This window comes from Oceanobacter mangrovi (assembly GCF_019740315.1).
GTDB classification, from domain to species: Bacteria; Pseudomonadota; Gammaproteobacteria; order Pseudomonadales; family Oceanobacteraceae; genus Oceanobacter; species Oceanobacter mangrovi.
Genome location: NZ_JAHXZR010000003.1, coordinates 162,214 through 180,659, shown reverse-complemented (window position 1 = coordinate 180,659; position 18,446 = coordinate 162,214). Strand labels below are relative to the sequence as shown.

General features: G+C 52.0%; 18 protein-coding genes. 5 read left to right on the top strand and 13 right to left on the bottom strand.

Features of this window, described 5'->3' with window-relative positions; translation table 11 throughout:
• The first annotated feature begins 34 nt into the window (after nucleotides 1–34).
• Entirely contained in the window at nucleotides 35–658 is a 624-nt protein-coding gene (locus K6123_RS07595; protein WP_221796061.1) for a DUF3299 domain-containing protein, read from the top strand.
• A 61-nt stretch (nucleotides 659–719) separates the two neighbouring features.
• On the opposite strand, the gene K6123_RS07590 is transcribed toward K6123_RS07595, so the two are convergent.
• The 4 genes from K6123_RS07590 to K6123_RS07575 form a co-directional block, all read right to left on the bottom strand.
• Nucleotides 720–1,355 (bottom strand): ZrgA family zinc uptake protein, encoded by a 636-nt coding sequence (locus tag K6123_RS07590; RefSeq protein ID WP_221796058.1) that lies wholly within the window; start codon nucleotides 1,353–1,355, stop codon nucleotides 720–722.
• Nucleotides 1,352–2,527, bottom strand: a complete 1,176-nt coding sequence (locus K6123_RS07585; RefSeq protein ID WP_221796054.1) for an acetyltransferase domain-containing protein — start codon at nucleotides 2,525–2,527, stop codon at nucleotides 1,352–1,354. The genes K6123_RS07590 and K6123_RS07585 overlap by 4 nt, the downstream gene beginning before the upstream one ends.
• Nucleotides 2,517–4,667 (bottom strand): TonB-dependent siderophore receptor, encoded by a 2,151-nt coding sequence (locus K6123_RS07580; protein ID WP_221796051.1) that lies wholly within the window; start codon nucleotides 4,665–4,667, stop codon nucleotides 2,517–2,519. Before K6123_RS07580 ends, K6123_RS07585 begins: the two co-directional genes overlap by 11 nt.
• A 158-nt stretch (nucleotides 4,668–4,825) precedes the next feature.
• The gene (locus tag K6123_RS07575; RefSeq protein WP_221796047.1) at nucleotides 4,826–5,023 is read right to left on the bottom strand and encodes a heavy-metal-associated domain-containing protein; all 198 of its coding nucleotides are present in this window, start codon (nucleotides 5,021–5,023) and stop codon (nucleotides 4,826–4,828) included.
• 215 nt (nucleotides 5,024–5,238) lie between these two features.
• Here K6123_RS07575 and K6123_RS07570 point away from each other — a divergent pair, with 215 nt between their 5' ends.
• Together K6123_RS07570 and cueR are read left to right on the top strand one after the other, a co-directional pair.
• A complete protein-coding gene (locus K6123_RS07570) occupies nucleotides 5,239–7,716 on the top strand; it encodes a heavy metal translocating P-type ATPase (RefSeq protein WP_246624678.1) in 2,478 nt (825 codons plus the stop codon).
• A 21-nt stretch (nucleotides 7,717–7,737) separates the two neighbouring features.
• Nucleotides 7,738–8,127, top strand: a complete 390-nt coding sequence (cueR, locus tag K6123_RS07565; protein WP_221796044.1) for a Cu(I)-responsive transcriptional regulator — start codon at nucleotides 7,738–7,740, stop codon at nucleotides 8,125–8,127.
• A gap of 10 nt (nucleotides 8,128–8,137) precedes the next feature.
• Here the strand turns inward: cueR and K6123_RS07560 are convergent, their stop codons facing one another.
• From K6123_RS07560 to ffh, 9 genes are all read right to left on the bottom strand, one after another.
• A complete protein-coding gene (locus K6123_RS07560) occupies nucleotides 8,138–8,524 on the bottom strand; it encodes a hypothetical protein (RefSeq protein WP_221796042.1) in 387 nt (128 codons plus the stop codon).
• Nucleotides 8,511–8,843 carry a rhodanese-like domain-containing protein gene (locus K6123_RS07555; protein WP_221796039.1) on the bottom strand — a complete coding sequence of 111 codons (333 nt, stop codon included), beginning with the start codon at nucleotides 8,841–8,843 and terminating at the stop codon, nucleotides 8,511–8,513. Before K6123_RS07555 ends, K6123_RS07560 begins: the two co-directional genes overlap by 14 nt.
• A complete protein-coding gene (locus tag K6123_RS07550) occupies nucleotides 8,843–9,244 on the bottom strand; it encodes a hypothetical protein (protein WP_221796037.1) in 402 nt (133 codons plus the stop codon). The genes K6123_RS07555 and K6123_RS07550 overlap by 1 nt, the downstream gene beginning before the upstream one ends.
• Before the next feature lie 91 nt (nucleotides 9,245–9,335).
• Nucleotides 9,336–9,854 carry a DUF3087 family protein gene (locus K6123_RS07545; protein WP_221796034.1) on the bottom strand — a complete coding sequence of 173 codons (519 nt, stop codon included), beginning with the start codon at nucleotides 9,852–9,854 and terminating at the stop codon, nucleotides 9,336–9,338.
• A 58-nt stretch (nucleotides 9,855–9,912) separates the two neighbouring features.
• Nucleotides 9,913–12,660 carry a pilus assembly protein gene (locus K6123_RS07540; protein WP_221796031.1) on the bottom strand — a complete coding sequence of 916 codons (2,748 nt, stop codon included), beginning with the start codon at nucleotides 12,658–12,660 and terminating at the stop codon, nucleotides 9,913–9,915.
• 19 nt (nucleotides 12,661–12,679) lie between these two features.
• Nucleotides 12,680–13,318 (bottom strand): pilus assembly PilX family protein, encoded by a 639-nt coding sequence (locus tag K6123_RS07535; RefSeq protein ID WP_221796029.1) that lies wholly within the window; start codon nucleotides 13,316–13,318, stop codon nucleotides 12,680–12,682.
• A 4-nt stretch (nucleotides 13,319–13,322) separates the two neighbouring features.
• Nucleotides 13,323–14,330: a PilW family protein gene (locus tag K6123_RS07530; RefSeq protein ID WP_281423923.1), complete on the bottom strand. Its 1,008-nt coding sequence runs from the start codon at nucleotides 14,328–14,330 to the stop codon at nucleotides 13,323–13,325.
• A 14-nt stretch (nucleotides 14,331–14,344) separates the two neighbouring features.
• A complete protein-coding gene (gene pilV, locus K6123_RS07525; protein WP_221796026.1) occupies nucleotides 14,345–14,848 on the bottom strand; it encodes a type IV pilus modification protein PilV in 504 nt (167 codons plus the stop codon).
• A gap of 269 nt (nucleotides 14,849–15,117) precedes the next feature.
• Entirely contained in the window at nucleotides 15,118–16,533 is a 1,416-nt protein-coding gene (gene ffh / locus K6123_RS07520; protein WP_221796023.1) for a signal recognition particle protein, read from the bottom strand.
• Nucleotides 16,534–16,809: 276 nt separating this feature from the next.
• Between ffh and K6123_RS07515 the strand changes: the two genes are divergently transcribed.
• Nucleotides 16,810–17,532 (top strand): hypothetical protein, encoded by a 723-nt coding sequence (locus K6123_RS07515; protein ID WP_221796020.1) that lies wholly within the window; start codon nucleotides 16,810–16,812, stop codon nucleotides 17,530–17,532.
• Nucleotides 17,533–17,624: 92 nt separating this feature from the next.
• Complete coding sequence (locus K6123_RS07510; RefSeq protein WP_221796017.1) at nucleotides 17,625–18,443, top strand: cytochrome C assembly family protein; 819 nt, start codon at nucleotides 17,625–17,627, stop codon at nucleotides 18,441–18,443.
• Nucleotides 18,444–18,446 lie beyond the last annotated feature (3 nt).

The following is an 18,446-nucleotide window of genomic DNA, read 5'->3' as shown; positions in this document are numbered from 1 at the left end:
AGTAACGGCATTCAAAGACAGTGGATATTACCGAATGATTCCCAAGCTTTACGTTTCTGCCCGTTTGAGCCAGAGCCCGGCTGCCAAAGTTCGTTCACTGGCAGCCGTCCTGCTGCTGGGGCTGAGCCTGCTGACCGCGACATCCAGCGCCAGCGCTGACGATTACCCGGAAATCAACTGGACCGACCTGCTCCCCGCCAGTGACCTGCAGGCACTGGAAAACCGGCCGGACTTTATCGATAACATTGAAGAAGGCTCCAGTGCCGACAGCCAGGCCGGTGGGCCTCCAAGCGGATTGGATGTGGATCAGTCAGCCGCCTGGCAACGCTATGATGCGGCGCTGAAGTCCACCAACACCCGCCCTGAATTTGAAGGCCGCAAGGTGAAAATTCCAGGCTTTGTTGTACCACTGGATTTTGACGATCAGCAGAATGTCAGTGAATTTTTCCTGGTGCCTTTCTTTGGCGCCTGCATCCACGTGCCACCACCACCACCAAACCAGATCGTGCATGCCCAACTGGCAGCCCCTTACGCGCTGGAATCCATTTACGATCCGGTCTGGATTACCGGCACCATCCATTTGCAGACCAACCGCAATGATCTGGGCGTGTCGTCCTATTCCATCGACGTGAAAACCATTCAGCCCTACTACGATTGATTTACCAGCGGGGCTGAAGACAGGGCTTCAGCCCTCTGATGGTATCAGTCGTCGGCAAACATCAGTCGTTAGATAAAACCAGCGGCTGATCCTGCTGCCAGGTTTCAGCCCCCTGACGACTGTCAGTTAGCCATTGTACCCGCATGCTGCTGATCCCCGGGAAGCTGTCGAACAGGCGACTGTGCAATACCACCGGCACACCGGCCTGGCACTGGAAGGTCCAGCTGGCTTCCAGATCCATATGAGCATCGTGCTGATGTTCTTCATGATCGTGTTCGTCGTGATCATGGTCGTCATGGTCGGCGTGTTCTTCGTGATCATGCTCCTCGTGATCTCCGTGCTCATCATGATCATGCTCTTCATGATCGGCATGTTCTTCGTGACCATGATCGTCGGACGCCATCAGCGCAGCCGGTAATGGTGCCTCCAACGATACCTGCTGACAGCCGGTCACAGCCAACAACGGCGATTGCAGTTTCGCCTGCAAACCCGCCACTGCCTGCTGACGTTGCGGGCTGTCTGCCGGACCTTCGAAGCCCACCAGGTTGGCCATTGGACTATCCAGTTGAATCAATAACTGGTTGTCCGCCAATGCCACCGTCAGATCCGCAACGCCATGCTCATGAGCCGCCGCCACGGTAGACTCAGCCAACAGCGGCAAGCTCAGCAGAGCCAGTCCCATCGCGCTTTTGTTCATAAGTATTTCACCCATTTCAGTCGTGTCGCCTGTTTGAATTGACCAAACCAGCGGGTCGGCCCATACAAGGCCAGCGCCAGTACAGCGCTCAACAGCCAAACCCAGCCGATATGATCAACCCCGAGATAATCACCATGGTTACGTCCCCAGACCGCTACACCGATGCTGTACATCAATAACAGGCAGTAGAGGTGCAGCAGATAAAAGAACAAGGGGGCCGAACCGAAACTCACCAGCAACCTTTCAACCCTGCTTGCCAACCGCCCTTGAACACGCTCCAGACCCCACAAAATCAGCCCCATGCAGCCCAGCGCCAGCAGCAGGAAATTCAGTGATGGCGGATATTTCGTGAAGTTGAGGAAATCCATCAGGGTCAGCCAGGCCGAAGCCTGCAGCTGCCAGTCGAGGGTTTCACCATAGAGGTTAAAACCGCGCAGCAGCAGTAACAGCACCAGACTGCCGATTGCCAATGCCAGCAACCAGCGTTGACGGCGGGTAGCACTCATCGACTGTGCATACAAGGGCCCGGCACAATAGCCCAGCAGAATGACACCAATCCATGGCAAAACCGGGTAACTGACCTTGATGTTGAGCCATTCAGATTGCAGCAGATAACCGCGGTCATGCAGCATGGTCCAGAGGCTGTAGCCCCACTCGCTATGGTCAAACTGGACAGGTGTCAGAGCGTTATGGCCAAACACGATAACCAGCCCAATGACCAACAACCAATGGGCTGGTAATCGACACAGCAGCGCCAGTGCCAGCATGCTGATACCGATCGCCCACATCACCTGCAGATAAACCGTGTGATAGCTGCCGAGCCAGGAGAAGGTCACCAGTGTGACTTCCAGTGCCAGAATAAACAGCCCGCGTTTGGCCAGAAAACCGGCGGCTGATCGCTGTCCGGCTGCCGGGTTGGCGTATAACCAGGCCGACAGGCCGGTCAGAAACACAAAGGTCGGCGCACACAAATGCGCCGCCATCCGACTCCAGAACAGCGCTGGCTCAGTAGCGTTGATATCCATCGGATCACTGACCTGACGATGCAGGAAAAACCGTTCCCGCACGTGATCCACCAGCATGATCAGCATCACCAGACCACGCATGGCATCGATGCTTTTGATGCGGCTTCGAAGCTGGCTATCTTGCCCGCCAGCCAGCTCAGAAGGCATAGGTCACACTGGCTTTGACGGTGCGCGGCTCACCCGGCTGAGTCCACCATTGGTTGTAGCTGTTGGATACATAAGACTTGTCGAATACGTTACTGACAACCAGCTTGCCACTGAAACCATTGGCGATATCCATACCGGCATTGAGATTGATCAGCCAGTAGGATGGCAGGCGATAGCTCTGGTCCACTGTGTCTCCCAGACGGTCATCCACATACAGATAGGAAGCACCGATATTGGCATCACGCCCACCAATCACCAGTTCCTGACGCACACTCAGGCTAAGGGTGTTTTCTGGTACGTTGATAATCGGCGAGCCTTTTTCGATGGTGGTCCACCAATCGTTATCTTCGTAGGCCTTGTTGGTTCGGGTGTCCAGCCAGGCGTAGGACATACGGGCAGACAGACTTTCTGTCACATAACCTTCCAGATCCAGTTCGACCCCGGTGCTGCGAATCTGGCCCAGTTGGGTCGATCCAGACGCTGCATCACTGGCCGTGTTGGCGGTCAGGATATTGGACTTGTAGGCATCAAATATCGCCAGGGTACCGGTCCAGCCAGCCACCACAAACTTGCTGCCGATTTCCCGTGAGAAGCTGATTTCAGGGTCAAACATTTCACCGGTAATGCTGTCCAGCCCGGTCAGTGGCATGAAACCGGTCGAATAGCTGTAATAGACCATCCAGTCAGGCTGGATATCATAGGTGATCCCCAAACGCGGGCTGAACCTGTGACCCTTGCCGCCATCACTAACAGCCGTTTTGTGGTTGTCTACCCGCTGGTAATAGTTGTCGTAACGCATGCCCAGTAATACATGCAGGCTGTCAGTAACATCCAGCTGGTCCTGCAGGTACAGACCATAGGCAGAGTGGAATTCAGAGGTATCGGTATTGACACTCATCGCCGGAGCCTGGGAACCGTAAACCGGGTTTTGCATATCGAGGTTATAGTCAGTCCCGCGGTAGCGCAGCATGGTGTTGTCGAGGAAATAGCGGTAACCATCCACGCCCACCATCAAGTGGTGGCTGATGCCGCCGGTATCGAGGCTGCCACTGACTTCAATCCGTGCTGAGCGATCCATAGCGTTGTAATCCCGGTACCGGCGCTGCCGTGCCACTTCGGTGTCTGTGCCACTGGCACTGTCCGTCACACTGGGCTGGCGACTACTGGCGGGATCAACTTCGGTTGAATAACCTTCCAGCGACGAATAACGCTGGTTCAGACCGGCATTCAGATTCCAGCCGTTATCGAACGCATGTTGCAGGCTAAGCTGATGACCCCAGGCCCTGGTGGTGATTGGGCCATCGGCGGGTTCACCCAGAAAGCGATCCTCTGACACGGTGTCGAAATCATTGTCGAGCACCACAATGCCACGATCCAGTGGCTGCTGTTGTTTGACGTATTCCAGCTCATACAACAAGGAGGTGCTATCGCTCAGATCAACCCAGATGGATGGGCTGAGAGTCTGCTTTTTCAGATACACATGATCGCGGAAACTGTCGCTGTCCTGCCAGGCACCATTGATACGCCCGGCCACATTGTCGGCCAGCGCACCGGTAATATCGGCTTCAACCCGTTTGTGGTTGTAGGAACCGGTTTCTGCCTTGATATGGCCTTCTGTGAAGTATTGCGGTTTCAACGTAGTAATGTTGACCGTACCACCCGGTTCTGAACGACCGAACAGCGCCGATCCCGGTCCCTTCATGACTTCAACCGATTCGATGTTTGAAACATCACGGCGGCCACTGTAACCACGCCCACCGCTAAAACCATTCAGCAAATAGCCGGATGGCATGTTTTCATTGCCCGGAAAACCACGCATGGCAAAGCTGTCGAACATGCCACCCATGTTGTTCTGACGGGACACAGTGGCCGACATATCCAGCACACTCTGAAAGTCGTTCAGACCAGCATCAACAATGGCTTCGCGGCCAAGGTTTTCTGATGCCTGCGGACGCTGCTGTTCCGGTACATCACCACGATAAGATGGCGTGTAGGTGGCAACCACCTCCTCCAACGGCTGATTGTCAGAATTACCGGAATCCCCATTCAGGTCCGATTCCTCCTGGTTATCCGCCTGGCTGCCAGCAGCACACAACATCAGGGCCAAAAACAACGGGGAGCGCAACATCGGGGACTTCACGTTCTATCCTTCACAATTTTAAAAATGTTATGTTATTTCATCTAAAATATGAATGAAAGATATTCCTGTTTACTCCAACAACACAAACAAAAAAGGGAGCCGAAGCCCCCCTTTTTACCGTGTTTACTGTTCAACCCCGCCGACGCAGGAGGAGCAGCTCAGTCCGCCGTTTTGGCTGGAAACCCGGCGTCGTCCAAAGCTTCGGCAACCGCTTCAACACTGGTTTTGGCGTTGGTTTCGACCAATCCGGTTTCCAGGCTCACCTGCACGTCAGCAGCTTCGTCCAGTTCCTTGATGATGGCGGTTACGGACTTGACGCAACCACCACAGGTCATACCTTCGACTTTCAATTTCATAGTCTTGCCCTCTCGACAGATTGTTTTCCCAGGCCGCTTTGGCTCTGGACAATGGCTTCAATCTAAAGGTTGCCATTATGGCAAGGTCAATCGGCAAAACCGCTTTTATTGATCTGACCAGAGGGTATTTCCTGAACCGCCTATTTACCTTGCCAAGGTTGGAAGGTTTACCATAACCGCTCTAACGAACAACGGATCAAGACCGGAGGCCGCCAATGCCAGAGCAAGATTCCCCGCTGATTCTCGATATCGACGGTATGACCTGTGCCTCCTGCTCGACCCGCCTCGAACGCGTGCTCGGCAAGGTCGAAGGCGTCGAAGCCGCTAACGTCAATCTGGCCACCGAAAAAGCGACGATCACCGGATCGGCTGGCGTCGAACAACTGCTGGCGGCCGTCAAAAAAGCCGGTTTTGAGGTACGCCCAGCCGCACCGGTCGAACTGACCATTGAAGGCATGACCTGCGCTTCCTGTTCCGGTCGCCTTGAACGGGTGCTCGGCAAACAGGCTGGGGTTACCGCCGCCAGCGTCAATCTGGCGACCGAAAAAGCCCATATCGAGATCCTGCCCGGCACCCGCACCGAAGATTTAATCGCAGCGGTACGCAAAGCGGGCTTTGATGCCAAACCTCTGCAACAACAAAGCGCTGGCCAGTCGTCCATTGCCACCAGCAATAAACGTGATGATGAAGCCCGTCTGTACCGCCGCGACCTGCTGATTGCAGCGATACTGACGGTGCCGGTATTTATACTCGAAATGGGCGGTCATCTGGTTCCGTCATTCCACCACTGGGTGAACCAGACCATCGGCCAACAGACCAGCTGGCTGCTGCAGTTTGTGCTGACCAGTCTGGTGCTGCTCGGGCCGGGCCTGAGATTCTATAAAAAAGGCCTTCCAGCACTGTTACACACCGCACCGGATATGAACTCACTGGTTGCGGTCGGTACTCTGGCGGCCTGGGGCTTTTCCACTATCGCCACTTTTCTGCCGCAGCTGTTACCGGCTGGCACGGTGCACGTCTATTTCGAAGCCGCGGCGGTCATCGTCACTCTGATTTTGCTCGGTCGCCTGCTGGAAGCCAGAGCCAAGGGGCAGACGTCCAGTGCCATCAAACATCTGGTCAGTCTGCGGCCGCAAACCGCGCGTATCGTTCGTGATGGCCAGTTGATCGAGACCCAACTGGCGGAGGTTGTGAACGGCAACCTGCTGGAGATTCGCCCGGGTGAGCGCATTCCGGTTGATGGTGAAGTGGTCGAAGGTAGCAGTTATGTTGATGAATCAATGATTACCGGCGAGCCGATTCCTGCCCAGCGCCAGCCCGGCGACACTTTGGTTGGCGGCACCCTTAATCAGACCGGTGCCCTGACCATGCGAGCCACAGCCGTCGGCGAAGACAGTGTGCTGTCGAGGATTATCCAGCTGGTCGAACAGGCGCAAGGCTCGAAGCTGCCGATCCAGACGCTGGTTGACCGGGTTACACTCTGGTTTGTCCCGGCCGTGATGGGGCTGGCAACACTGACCTTTGTGATCTGGCTGATTTTTGGCCCGGATCCGGCCCTGACCTTTGCACTGGTGAATGCGGTCGCGGTACTGATTGTCGCCTGCCCTTGCGCCATGGGGCTGGCCACTCCCACCTCGATTATGGTCGGCACCGGTCGCGGCGCTGAAGCCGGAGTGCTGTTCCGTAAAGGCGAAGCGCTGCAACGACTGGAAAGCAGCGCCATGGTGGTATTCGATAAAACCGGCACTCTTACCGAAGGTAAACCCGCCCTCACCGACCTGCACAGTCATGGTCAGTTCGACTCACAACAGGTGTTAGCCGCCATTGCCGCACTGGAGCTGAAGTCTGAACACCCGATCGCGCGCGCGATTGTCACGGCAGCCGAACAACAGCAATTGACTCTACCGACCCTGCTCAGCTTCAACTCGCTGACCGGCATGGGGGTTGAAGGCCAGCTGCAAGCTGACGGCGAGTCGTTCCAGCTCTTACTCGGAGCCGACCGCCTGATGCAGCAACAAGGTATTGATATCAGCCCGCTGCAGCAAACGGCCGAGCAGCTGGCCCAGCAGGGAAAAACGCCCCTCTATGCGGCAGTCAATCATCAGCTGGCGGCGGTGCTGGCGGTTGCTGACCCGATCAAGGAAACGACCCCAACCGCCATTCAGGCGCTGCATGCCATGGGTCTGCAAGTCGCGATGGTCACCGGCGATAACCAGCACACAGCCAACGCCATTGCTCGCCAGCTCGGCATTGATCAAGTCGTCGCCGAAGTTATGCCTGCCGGGAAAGTTGATGCGATCAAGCAGCTGAAGCAGTCACTCAGCAGCGAACAACAACTGGTATTTGTCGGTGATGGTATTAACGATGCCCCCGCCCTGGCCGCTGCCGATGCCGGTATGGCGATTGGTACCGGCACGGATGTCGCAATTGAGTCTGCTGACGTGGTATTGATGTCTGGCAGTTTGCAAGGTGTGGTCACCGCTATCAGTCTCAGCCAGGCAACCATGCGCAATATTCGCCAAAACCTGTTTTGGGCCTTTGCCTACAACAGTGCGCTGGTACCGCTGGCAGCCGGAGTGTTCTATCCGGCCTTCGGCTTGCTGCTGTCGCCAGCCCTGGCCGCTGGCGCCATGGCAATGTCATCGGTATTTGTGGTTGGCAATGCACTGCGGTTACGCCGGATTTCGCTTTAATCCAGAGGGAGGAACAGCACCATGAATATTGGCGCCGCCGCTGACGCTTCTGGTATCAGCGCCAAAATGATTCGTTATTACGAAGAGATCAAACTGATTCAACCAGCCAGTCGCACCAGCTCTGGTTACCGACAATATTCCGAAGCCGATATCCACACCCTCAGATTTATCCGGCGAGCCCGTGATATGGGCTTTGCGGTTGAGCAGATTGGAGAACTATTGGCCTTGTGGCAGGATGAATCCCGTCATAGTGAAGATGTAAAACAGCTGGCCCAGCAGCATATCAGCACCTTGAACCAGAAGATCGCCGAACTGCAATCCATGGTGAACACCCTGCAGTCACTGGTCAGTTGTTGTGCTGGCGATGAACGGCCGGACTGCCCTATTCTGCAGGAGTTCGCTGCGCAGTAGGTGTGAAAACTCAATGCATCACAGGTAATGGCAGCACTTCGTCAACGTCCAGATGTACTGCCAGAATATGCACCAGCGATTCCAGCGACTGGTTTTCATAGGCATCAAAAATCTGGTTGGCTTCCGACGAATCCGGATATTCCAGATGCACACCATAACGACCATCAGTCTGACCTAGCGTGTACAGGTAAGCCCGCATGGAAGGGTCTTGCAGCTCACAGATGTAAATCGCCCGGCAGTCGGTTTCGATCCGCTGGTCGACAAGAAAAGCGCCACCGAGACGCTCTTCCAACAACAACAGCAAATGCCGAATGCTCTGGTGTTTGGCCATCGCCCAGATATTGCAGGGGCGGGTTACCGTCACACCCGTATTGGCAATCTCATTAAGTTGCAGCATGAGAGCCACTGACCTGCTGCGTTTCCTGCCAGCGCATGTAACCACCCGCCAGGTTGTAGACCTGTTTGAAACCAAAACCAACAAACAGCTCGCAGAGGTTTTCACTGCGATGGCCCGCGTAACAGTAGATCAGAATTGGACGCTCAAGATCGCGCTTGCGAATCAGGCTGGTCACCAGATCATCATGGGCATGCAGGGCGCCGTCCAGATGGCTGGCCTGATAATCGCGTACGTCACGACAGTCCAGCAGTAACAAATCCGGCTTCTCCAGCAGGTTGCCGGCATCTTCACACAGGATCATACGAATCGGCTGACTCATCAGGCAGCCCTCGCCAGTTGACGCAAACGCGACGACCAGCCCAGGTAATCAAACTGGATGTTTTCACTGGCGAAGAACTCAGCCGCGTTTTCCAGCGCATCTTCAATCGCCGCCAGCACATAGGCCTGACAATGGCGGGATTCCAGCATATGGGCAGGAACCGAGGACTCGATACGCAAGCGCATATGTTCGCGATCGAAGGAGTGAAACCGCATGCCACGAAACGGAGGTATCTCTTCGCCATGCGGCAACAGGAAGTACAAATCAAGGTGGGCTGAAGCATCTGCAACAGCCTTGGTTGGCAATCTTGTAAGATTTGCAGCAACCCGTGTCAGAGCTCCGACAAACGGACTATCAACCAAACCACTTTCGGGCATGTAAGCCCCGCAAAACAAGGTCATAACGGCATCCTCCAGGATTGACACCAAAGGTTATGAAGGTCATTGCAAGGAGTCTGCCAGTCCGTGAGCTATCGGGAAGCAATTGCCCGTTTTAGCGATAGCGCTGTTTGATCTCGTCGATCAGTTCCGGCCGGTAATCGGCGACGCTGACGACCAGCTGGCGCTGTCGCAAGGTTTCATCCAGCTCGGCGATTTTTTCCTGCAATTCCGGTACGGTCAGGGTGTTGTCTTCGATACGGTATAGGTGCAGTGATCCATGAAGACTGAAAAAATGCACCCGAAAAGCATTTTCGTCGCCGTCGGCCAGGGCTTTTTCCAGCACCTTGCTGTGACGATAAATCCGGTTCAGTTCCTGCTTCAGCTGCCAGGTATAACGAATGTCAGCCATCCAGGGCTGCTGTCGAATAAGACTGAACAGCGCTGCCAGCACCACCACCGCCGTAATCACAGCCAGCAGGTTCAAGCCGGTATTGGACTCACCGTTCCCCCACCAGCTGCGATAAAGAGATGACAGCCCGAGAGCCAATACCAACAACAGGGCGACACCACCAAACTGCAGCAGATTCAGGTGCTTCTTGTAGCTGGGTTTGTCGATGGATTTGAGTTCCAAAGTTGATCTCCGACGATTACTGAGGCCTGCAGCATACAATAACCGTCAGTATCCAGCCTTACTCGTCTTTGACCTCGCGCCAGCCGCTACGGCCACCCGGGCTACTGGTGAAGGTAAAGGCGTCATCAATACCAAGCAATGAGTCAGTGTTGTTTTGACTGTTGCCCTGCACCACAACATCACCATTCAGCACCATCACATTTGCTTGATAGGCAGCACCTGTTCCGACTTTGACATTATCGGTTACAACCGAGGAGCTATAGATGGTATTGCTCGGGAAATAGCCATCGGACAGCTGGTAGAGGTAGTAATAGGCATCACAGCTTGAAGTTGTTTCCACCTGAACTGGCAAAAAGACCACACTTGCCGCAATAGTGAGCTTATCCGTGATTGTAGCGCCACTGCTCGGCAATTTCTGGATATGCTCGGTGTTGGGCGTAAAGGTGGTTTCCGAGGTATAGCTGCTGCCGCTATCATCCCAATAGCCGGAGCCGCCAGCATAGCTGGTCCAGTCAGGTAGCCATTCATCATCATCCGAAGGAATACGGAATGTCTTGAGGCGAGTTGTACTCTGGGCCGTCAAATACTCAGCATCGGTCTCTGTTGCATGCTCCAGATATAATACCGGGTCAGAAACGTTTGAATTTGTTCCGATGTTTCCAAGTGTTTCAAGCTTTACTGTCGTTTTAAACTTACTGTTACTGACCAGAGTTGTCTGGTAAACATAACCTGCGTTGTCTCCTGCATACAGTTCTGCCTCCTGAACCCTGGCGTTGCCGCTGCTGTCCAGCACATACTCGACAACGGCAATGGGTTCAGCCACCAGGCTGGAATCACTATCCTCCAGAGTATTGGCAACATCCCAACTATCTTCGTCATAATCTTGCTCAAGACTACGAGCAACTATCTCGGATGTATCGCCAATGTAAGTTGCCGTTGGAGTACTGCCCACATACATCAGAATCGGTCGATGAGCATTGCTACTGGTTCGTTCATCCACCCAGAGCAACTGCTCGAGATCTCCACTGCCATCAACCTCCAGCGCATAATGCAGGCTGCCACTAAGCGCAGAACCAACAATAAAACCTGCTGTTTCTGCCCCATCCTCATTCAGTACCGCAATTTGTCCGGCCATTGGATGGCTGGAGTAAAAGGAGTCATACAGCTGTAAACTGGCGACCAGTGGCCGTGGGATGAAACCCCATTTGAGGGCTCCGCTCTGGGAGTCAACGGCGTATACAAATCCATCATCTGTTTGAAAAACCACGATGTCCCCCATTACCACCGGCTGCGATATATATGGGGCTCCCATCATGGAGCTGCTGTCTCGATCACCCAAGTAAGCGCCCGAGCCATAAGATGGGTCAATGGTATATTCAATGATGGTATCAGTGCTGAGTGTACTGGAGACTGCGAATGCATCATCATCCAGTGCCGTCAATAACACCAGATTCCCATCGGTATCGGTTGACCACAACTTTGTACGCCGGTCATCGGCAGTCATCAAACTGTTGGCATCCCATGATGCTGTCGAACTGGTTTCACCATCTGATTGAATGGCAAAGGCTTTCAGGTGTCCTGTAATACCTGATTCATCCGTGTTATCTGTCTGTGACGGGATATACACATAGTCACCAGTTGAAACATTATCGGCAACGGCAGAGCCCGCCAGACTGAACTCACCATCTCTTCCGCTACTGGCAGAAGAATATAATTCAGCGAAAGTTCCGGTATCCTGATAAACAAAATCGACTCCGCTATTATTAATTACGGATATATTTTCCCCCAACATCTCACCGACAAAAGCAAACCCTGAGTTTGATCGAATAATAATATCACCGGAGTCTGCATATAGACTAGCGGCGATCTTGGCTCTGTCATATAGCACCAGATCTCCGTCATAGACAAAGATTGCCAGCCGCTCTGGATACTGACCAGATGTATCAATAGAGCCATCACTTATGTCACAATTTTCGAAATTAATACAGGCACCATTATTGAATATCTTGTTACCAGAATCATCCTGATCCTTTATATATAATTTAACCTGACCAGAACCGTCTCCCAAAGCATTACCATCCTGGTCTTTCGTTTTAACGACCAGATAGCTTGAGTCGACCTCCAGCGAGTCAATAAAGTAAGTTCCTGGTTCCATAATAAGAGTTCCGCCATTTGCGATGGATAACTCTCCTATATGGTATGAATCCTGGGAGCTGCTATAAGAAAGATACAAAGCCTGACTATCCGTTTCCAGACTGATTGATGCCCAATCACTATTTGTCAGAGTCACATAATCAACAGTCCCGGTAGACAGATCTGGGAACTGGACAGCATCAACCTGGGTATAGCCACAATCAGATGATCCAATACACCATTTACTACTACGCTGTTGATACTTGGTACCATCAATATAGATATAGGTTGTCGAATTCTTTACTTTCAGGGTTTTCGTCGAATCTGTAGATTCATAATCAGGCAAGTCCAATCGATCAATCGTTGTATCACTAGGCTCGATTCCACAATCACTTTTACTGGAACCGTAGTAATCATCAGATAATACGTTGACATTGGCACCGCCACTAAAAGTGACATTACATAGATCATCGGACTCTTTCCAGCTGGAAGCACTACCATCATTAATTTCGACCGAACCGCCGTCAAAAACACCCATGACCGCCCCAGTTACACCAGCGGTGCTACAAGCTCCGGCAATAACGATCGCAGAACAAAGCGTAATGATGAAGGTAAATAAAACTCTGAATACAGGTTCCCGCAGATTAGGGCCCGATACTGATACAATATTCATTGGCAAAAGCCTCTACTCATCATTGACTCACACTCCATGTTTCTTGCAAACGAACCTTGGTATTAGGACCTTTGCCATACCCAATTGCGGTAATCGTAAATCGAACAACCTCTACAGTTGCGGTGGAGTTACTGACACTATCGGAATAACCTGTAGCCACGGTACTGGAATAACAAGCGCTGGTTTGATCCGTTTCTGTTTCCAGACCGACCATGTATCTCGGATTTGTAGCAAGACCCATTTGATTAAATGGCGAGGTATTTTTTACGTCGACTTCGATAGAATCACTGTCATCCCAGCTGGCCTGGTCTGAAGTCCAATTCGCATAACTGACACATTCTCCATCAACAGCCTCAAGTCCTTTGTACAATCCATTGGTTGTTCCAAAACTTGCCAGCCCGGAAGAGCTATCAAGCAGCGCGTCAATCTTTGCTTCAGCCTGGCGTAATGCCTTTTCTGCAGCCTGAAATGCCCGAGCCCGATCTTCCTCATTCGTAGCCATATGTTGTTGTAACGAAGCACTCTGGGCACTGATCAGACTCAGAATAGACACCAGCAATAACATCATCATAGTAATAATCATTGCAGAGCCAGAGTATTTATTACTGGCAGGGAAAGCTATTACGACATTGTTGAAACTATTTCCTGTCAATAACATATTATTACTCGGTTCGGTTCCTTAAAGCAGTAACAAAACTCAGACTACGATAAATTCGATTATCAGTTGCCGTAACGGTTGTTCCATTAAAGTCATAGGTTTGTTTTTCGATGGTCAGATTATCTTCTGTACTGGTCATAAGCAAAGCCACTCGAATTGACAGTACATCATTCCAATCCGTTATATCTCCAGCCTCGACATATTCATCCACACCATCAGAAGCATCCGTATCTACGCCATAGGTTATTTGCATATCTTCAATACCGATAACCATCTCATTCAGACTGACAGTTCCACTTTCATTACTACGCTCTATCAATACTCGCTGTCCATCTTCATTATCCGTAAGGTAATAAACAACGCTATGTATTTTCAATACCTGAGAACCTGCTGAATAACTGTGATTAAAACTTTTTGTCGCATTACCTGGTTCAACGCTATTGCCTGTATTATGGACGATATTGCCATTGGCATCCGTATAGTTGGTTACCTGAAAAATGGCAGCGCTGGAACAATCTGTAAGCACTACAATATCACCGGTTGAAATAGGAGATGATTCCAGTGCAGTTGTTTTCAGGACTGCACTACTATCTGGCATTTCAGACTCAAGAGAAACCTGGGTACCATAACCGGAACGAATTACCAGAACATCAGACCCTGAGACAACATCACTGGCAACTTCGTCTGGATAGCCAGTATCAGAATCGTACCCTTGAATAGAGTCCTCAAAATCGTAATCCAGGTCCGTTGAATCATTTAGGGTATTGACGACGTTAGATATTGATCCGAGACACCCGAAGCCAGCTTCTCGGATAGTTCCGGAAATCAAATAATGCCCAAAACGCATGGCATCTTGCATATTCGCATTCGCTTCATCAACCCGGTAAGTTCGACGGTTATTGGCCAATAATTCAGAAGCACCGGCAATGACCAGCAAGTTGATAACCAGGGCGACCATCAGTTCGACCAGTGAAAAACCCGCCTGATGAGACAACCTTGATCGACAGGACATTCCCGCCAAGCGCCTCATAGCTCACTAACCATCGTCAGGGTTTTGACCTTGGCATCATCATCAATGGTGCCATCGCTCTCAATGTCGTTTTTGAGCAATTGTGCATCCCATTGGATGGTCAGGCTACAAACCGCGCTGCTATCACATTCAACACCGCCCTTTCCTCCTGGAAGCCATTCATTAATAGACCCCAGCCAATCAACAATATCCTGGCTGGCAAGGTTGCTACCGCTAGAGACGTCAGAAAGCGCCGACAGAGAAAGGTTGTAACTACCATCAATCACTGAGTCCCGGTTGGCAATCATGCGTTCAAACATGTCATAGGCAAGAATGTTCGCGATAGAGCGCTGCATCGCGTTGCTGTTGGTATTCAGCGCCAGGCTTTGCATTGAAAGAGCGCCTAAAATTCCAACCGCGAAAATAAACATGGAGATCAGAACTTCGATCAGCGAGAAGCCATACTGGCTGATACGACAAAATTTTTTTCTATCGTGAGAAGGGTATTGTTGAACAGCCATCCTGGCCTCTCATTCCGGTTCGGTCTTTGGAGCATTCTTTCACCCTGATAAGACCAAGTCAGCCACTAAGGGCCATATATTACCTTTTATTACGTGAGGTTATTAGGAAGCTGACAATTGCACATACTGTATTTTCGATTGGTTTTCAGCATTCAATCATAGACAGGTGTTCATCAATCACGGAGTTTCTGGCACCTCTTTTACCATAGAAGCAAAAATCCCCGCTTTTGCGGGGATTTTTAAGAGTAATTACAGGGTTAAACCGCCTTTCAGCGCATTGGAGGGAAACCGCCACCGCCCATCGGGGGTAGACCACCACCGCCACCCATGCCGCCGGGGCCGCCCATCGACCCCATGGCTCGCATCATTTTCTTCATGCCGCCCTTGGCAGTCACTTTTTTCATCATTTTCTGCATTTGCTTGTGCTGTTTCAGCACCCGGTTGACGTCCTGGATCTGGGTACCAGAACCATTGGCAATACGCTTTTTACGAGAACCTGTGATCTTGTCCGGGAAGCGACGCTCATCAATCGTCATGGAGAAAATAATCGCCTCCATCTGCTTGAACTGGCTTTCAGCCGCAGCAGTCTGCTTGGCCATCTGATTCATGTTGCCCATGCCTGGCAACTTGTCGAGCATGCCGGTCAGACCGCCCATATTTTTCATCTGCTGCAGCTGATCGAGGAAATCTTCCAGATCAAAGCCTTTGCCCTTCTGGATCTTCTTGGCCAGCTTGTCGGCTTTTTCCTTGTCGATCTTGCGTTCGGCTTCTTCGATCAGGGTCAGGACGTCACCGAGGTCGAGAATACGGGAAGCAACACGATCCGGGTGGAATGGCTCCAGCGCATCGGTCTTTTCACCCATCCCCATAAACTTGATGGGTTTGCCGGTAATATGACGTACTGACAGCGCCGCACCGCCGCGGGCATCACCATCGGCCTTGGTCAGCACCACACCGGTCAACGGCAGGGCTTCACTGAAAGCCTTGGCGGTGTTGGCAGCGTCCTGACCTGTCATGGCATCAACCACAAACAGGGTTTCAACCGGGTTGATGCTGGCGTGCAATTCCTTGATTTCCGCCATCATCTGTTCGTCGACAGCCAGACGACCGGCGGTATCGACCAGCAGCACATCGGCATAAGCCTTTTTCGCTGCTTCGATCGCGCCTTTGGCAATGGCGATCGGTTTTTCATCGGCACTGGACGGATGGAACAAGGCACCCACATCGTTAGCCAGGGTTTCCAGCTGTTTGATCGCTGCCGGACGATAAACGTCAGCAGAAACCACCATCACCTTTTTCTTTTCCCGCTCAGCCAGATATTTGGCCAGCTTGGCGACAGTGGTGGTCTTGCCAGCCCCCTGCAGGCCAGCCATCAGCACAATAGCCGGAGGCTGGGTCGCCAGGTTCAGCTTTTCATTCGCCTCACCCATGACCTTTTGCAGTTCTTCATGAACGATCTTGAGAAAGACCTGGCCAGGATTCAGGCTCTTGAGCACCTCGGTACCAATCGCACGCTCTTTCACCTGATCAGTGAAAGCCTTGACGACAGGCAAGGCAACGTCGGCTTCCAACAGCGCCATGCGCACTTCACGCACGGTTCCCTTGATGTTGTCTTCGGTCAGCTTGGCCTGGCCCGAAATACTTTTCAGGGCTTTGCCAAGTCGGTCGGTCAAACTCTCGAACATAGCAGCAACTCGTTATGGGGAAACGCCGGAGAACCCGACCCGCCCAAAATGGAAATATTGGAGAAAATTGTGCGAAGTATACCCTGATTGGGGACGGTTCTGCTAAAAGCAATCTATAGAGGACTATCAACGAATCCTGTCACTGCAACTCGGCTCGAACTCATCTCCCCACAACAGTTTCATAAAACATCAACTTTGGCATTTTTTTGTCAACAGTCATCCGTTAGCATAGCGACGACTCCCAGGAACAACCGATGCAATTAAGGAAGATTGGTAATGAAACAACTCCTGCTTATTGGCCTGTTGGCCCTGCTATCCCAATCAACGCTGGCTGCAATTTACAAATGTGACGTCAACGGTTCGACCGTATTCCAATCGTTGCCTTGTGAACAGGGCAACCAGGAAGTGATAGAGAAAGGCGGCTATAACGAATTTGGAATGCATTCCAGCTGGTTCAAACGCCCTCCATACCTGGCTGACACCCCGATTTGTAGCGAGCACGGCTGTTATTGTGGTGACGTTGAAATAAAGTTCTATCAGGATCGTAGCATCAGTCTGTTCAACGCTATGGGGAACATCCGCAACAGCTGGTCTACTCTCGACAGTAGCACTCAGGGCAGGAGCATCAAGTCATCATCCTATGGTTACAAAAACCAGTCATATGAAAAACCATCCCCTTATTTACAGCAATCCGCCTGCCGGGTAGCAATTTATCAAAAGATCATCCTCGATAACTACGAAAGTGTTGCTAACCAGATAACCCAGGAATACGAATACGGTCTGCTAAAGCAGCAGGTCAACACCATTATCAATGAGCAAAAGCAGTCAACCTGCGCCAAGCCAAACCTGTCAGGCTGGGCCAAGGTCAGCGAAGCACAGCGCTGGGCCGACTGTATTAAAAACAATAGACAGAGTATGAAGCTACGTACATCCAGCTATGTAGAACGTAATTTCAACACCCTGGTGACCGAGTCCGAACAACTGTCCCGTCATCGCTAAACCGCTATTCAGGTCACGACGGAACAGCGCCGCTCTCTTTGCTAACCCCACACCTTGTGCGACACTGGGGCCGAATTAATGGAACAGCGGTTATGTTTGAATTTCTTATCGTTTTGCCAGCCGTGTTGCTGTATGGCGCAGCCGCGCTGCGACAAGGGCTGGTAGTCACAGGGAAGCGTCCGGCCCAGCGCAATCAGGTTTTGACCATTGCCATGCTGGCGGCGCTGGCGCATTTTGGTTATCTGGCTTACGCACTGGTTTTCAGTCGTCCGGAGCATCCCGGAATCAATTTCGCCTTTTTTGACATTGGCTCGGTAATTGGCTGGGTGATCACCCTGTTACTGCTGTTCTCCAGCCTGAAGAAGCCGGTCGAAAACCTGTTTGTCGGGCTGTTCCCAATGATCATGGCCGTGCTACTCACCGCTGCGCTAACCAAGCAGTACGTTTCGCTGGATCATCTCAGCTACGGTCTGGTCTGGCATATTCTGTTGTCGATTCTGGCCTATGCCGTGTTTGTGATTGCGGCGGTGCAATCGGTGTTGTTGTATCTGCAGGATCGTCATTTGCGCCAGCACAAGACCCATGGCCTGATTCAGGCGCTGCCACCGCTGCAAACCATGGATCTGCTGCTGTTTGAAATGATCTGGCTGGGCGAAATCCTGCTGACACTGGCGTTTGCCATTGGCTGGCCAAGTGTGGTCGATCTGAAAGAACAACACCTGATTCATAAGGTGGTATTTGCCACTATCGGCTGGACGGTGTTTGCCGTGTTGCTGTTTGGTCGTTACCGCTACGGCTGGCGCGGCGTTACCGCCAGCCGCTGGACCCTGACAGGCACAGCGTTTTTGATTCTGTCGTATTTCGGTTCCAAGTTTGTGCTGGAATTTCTGCTCCATACACCCGGTAGCTGAACC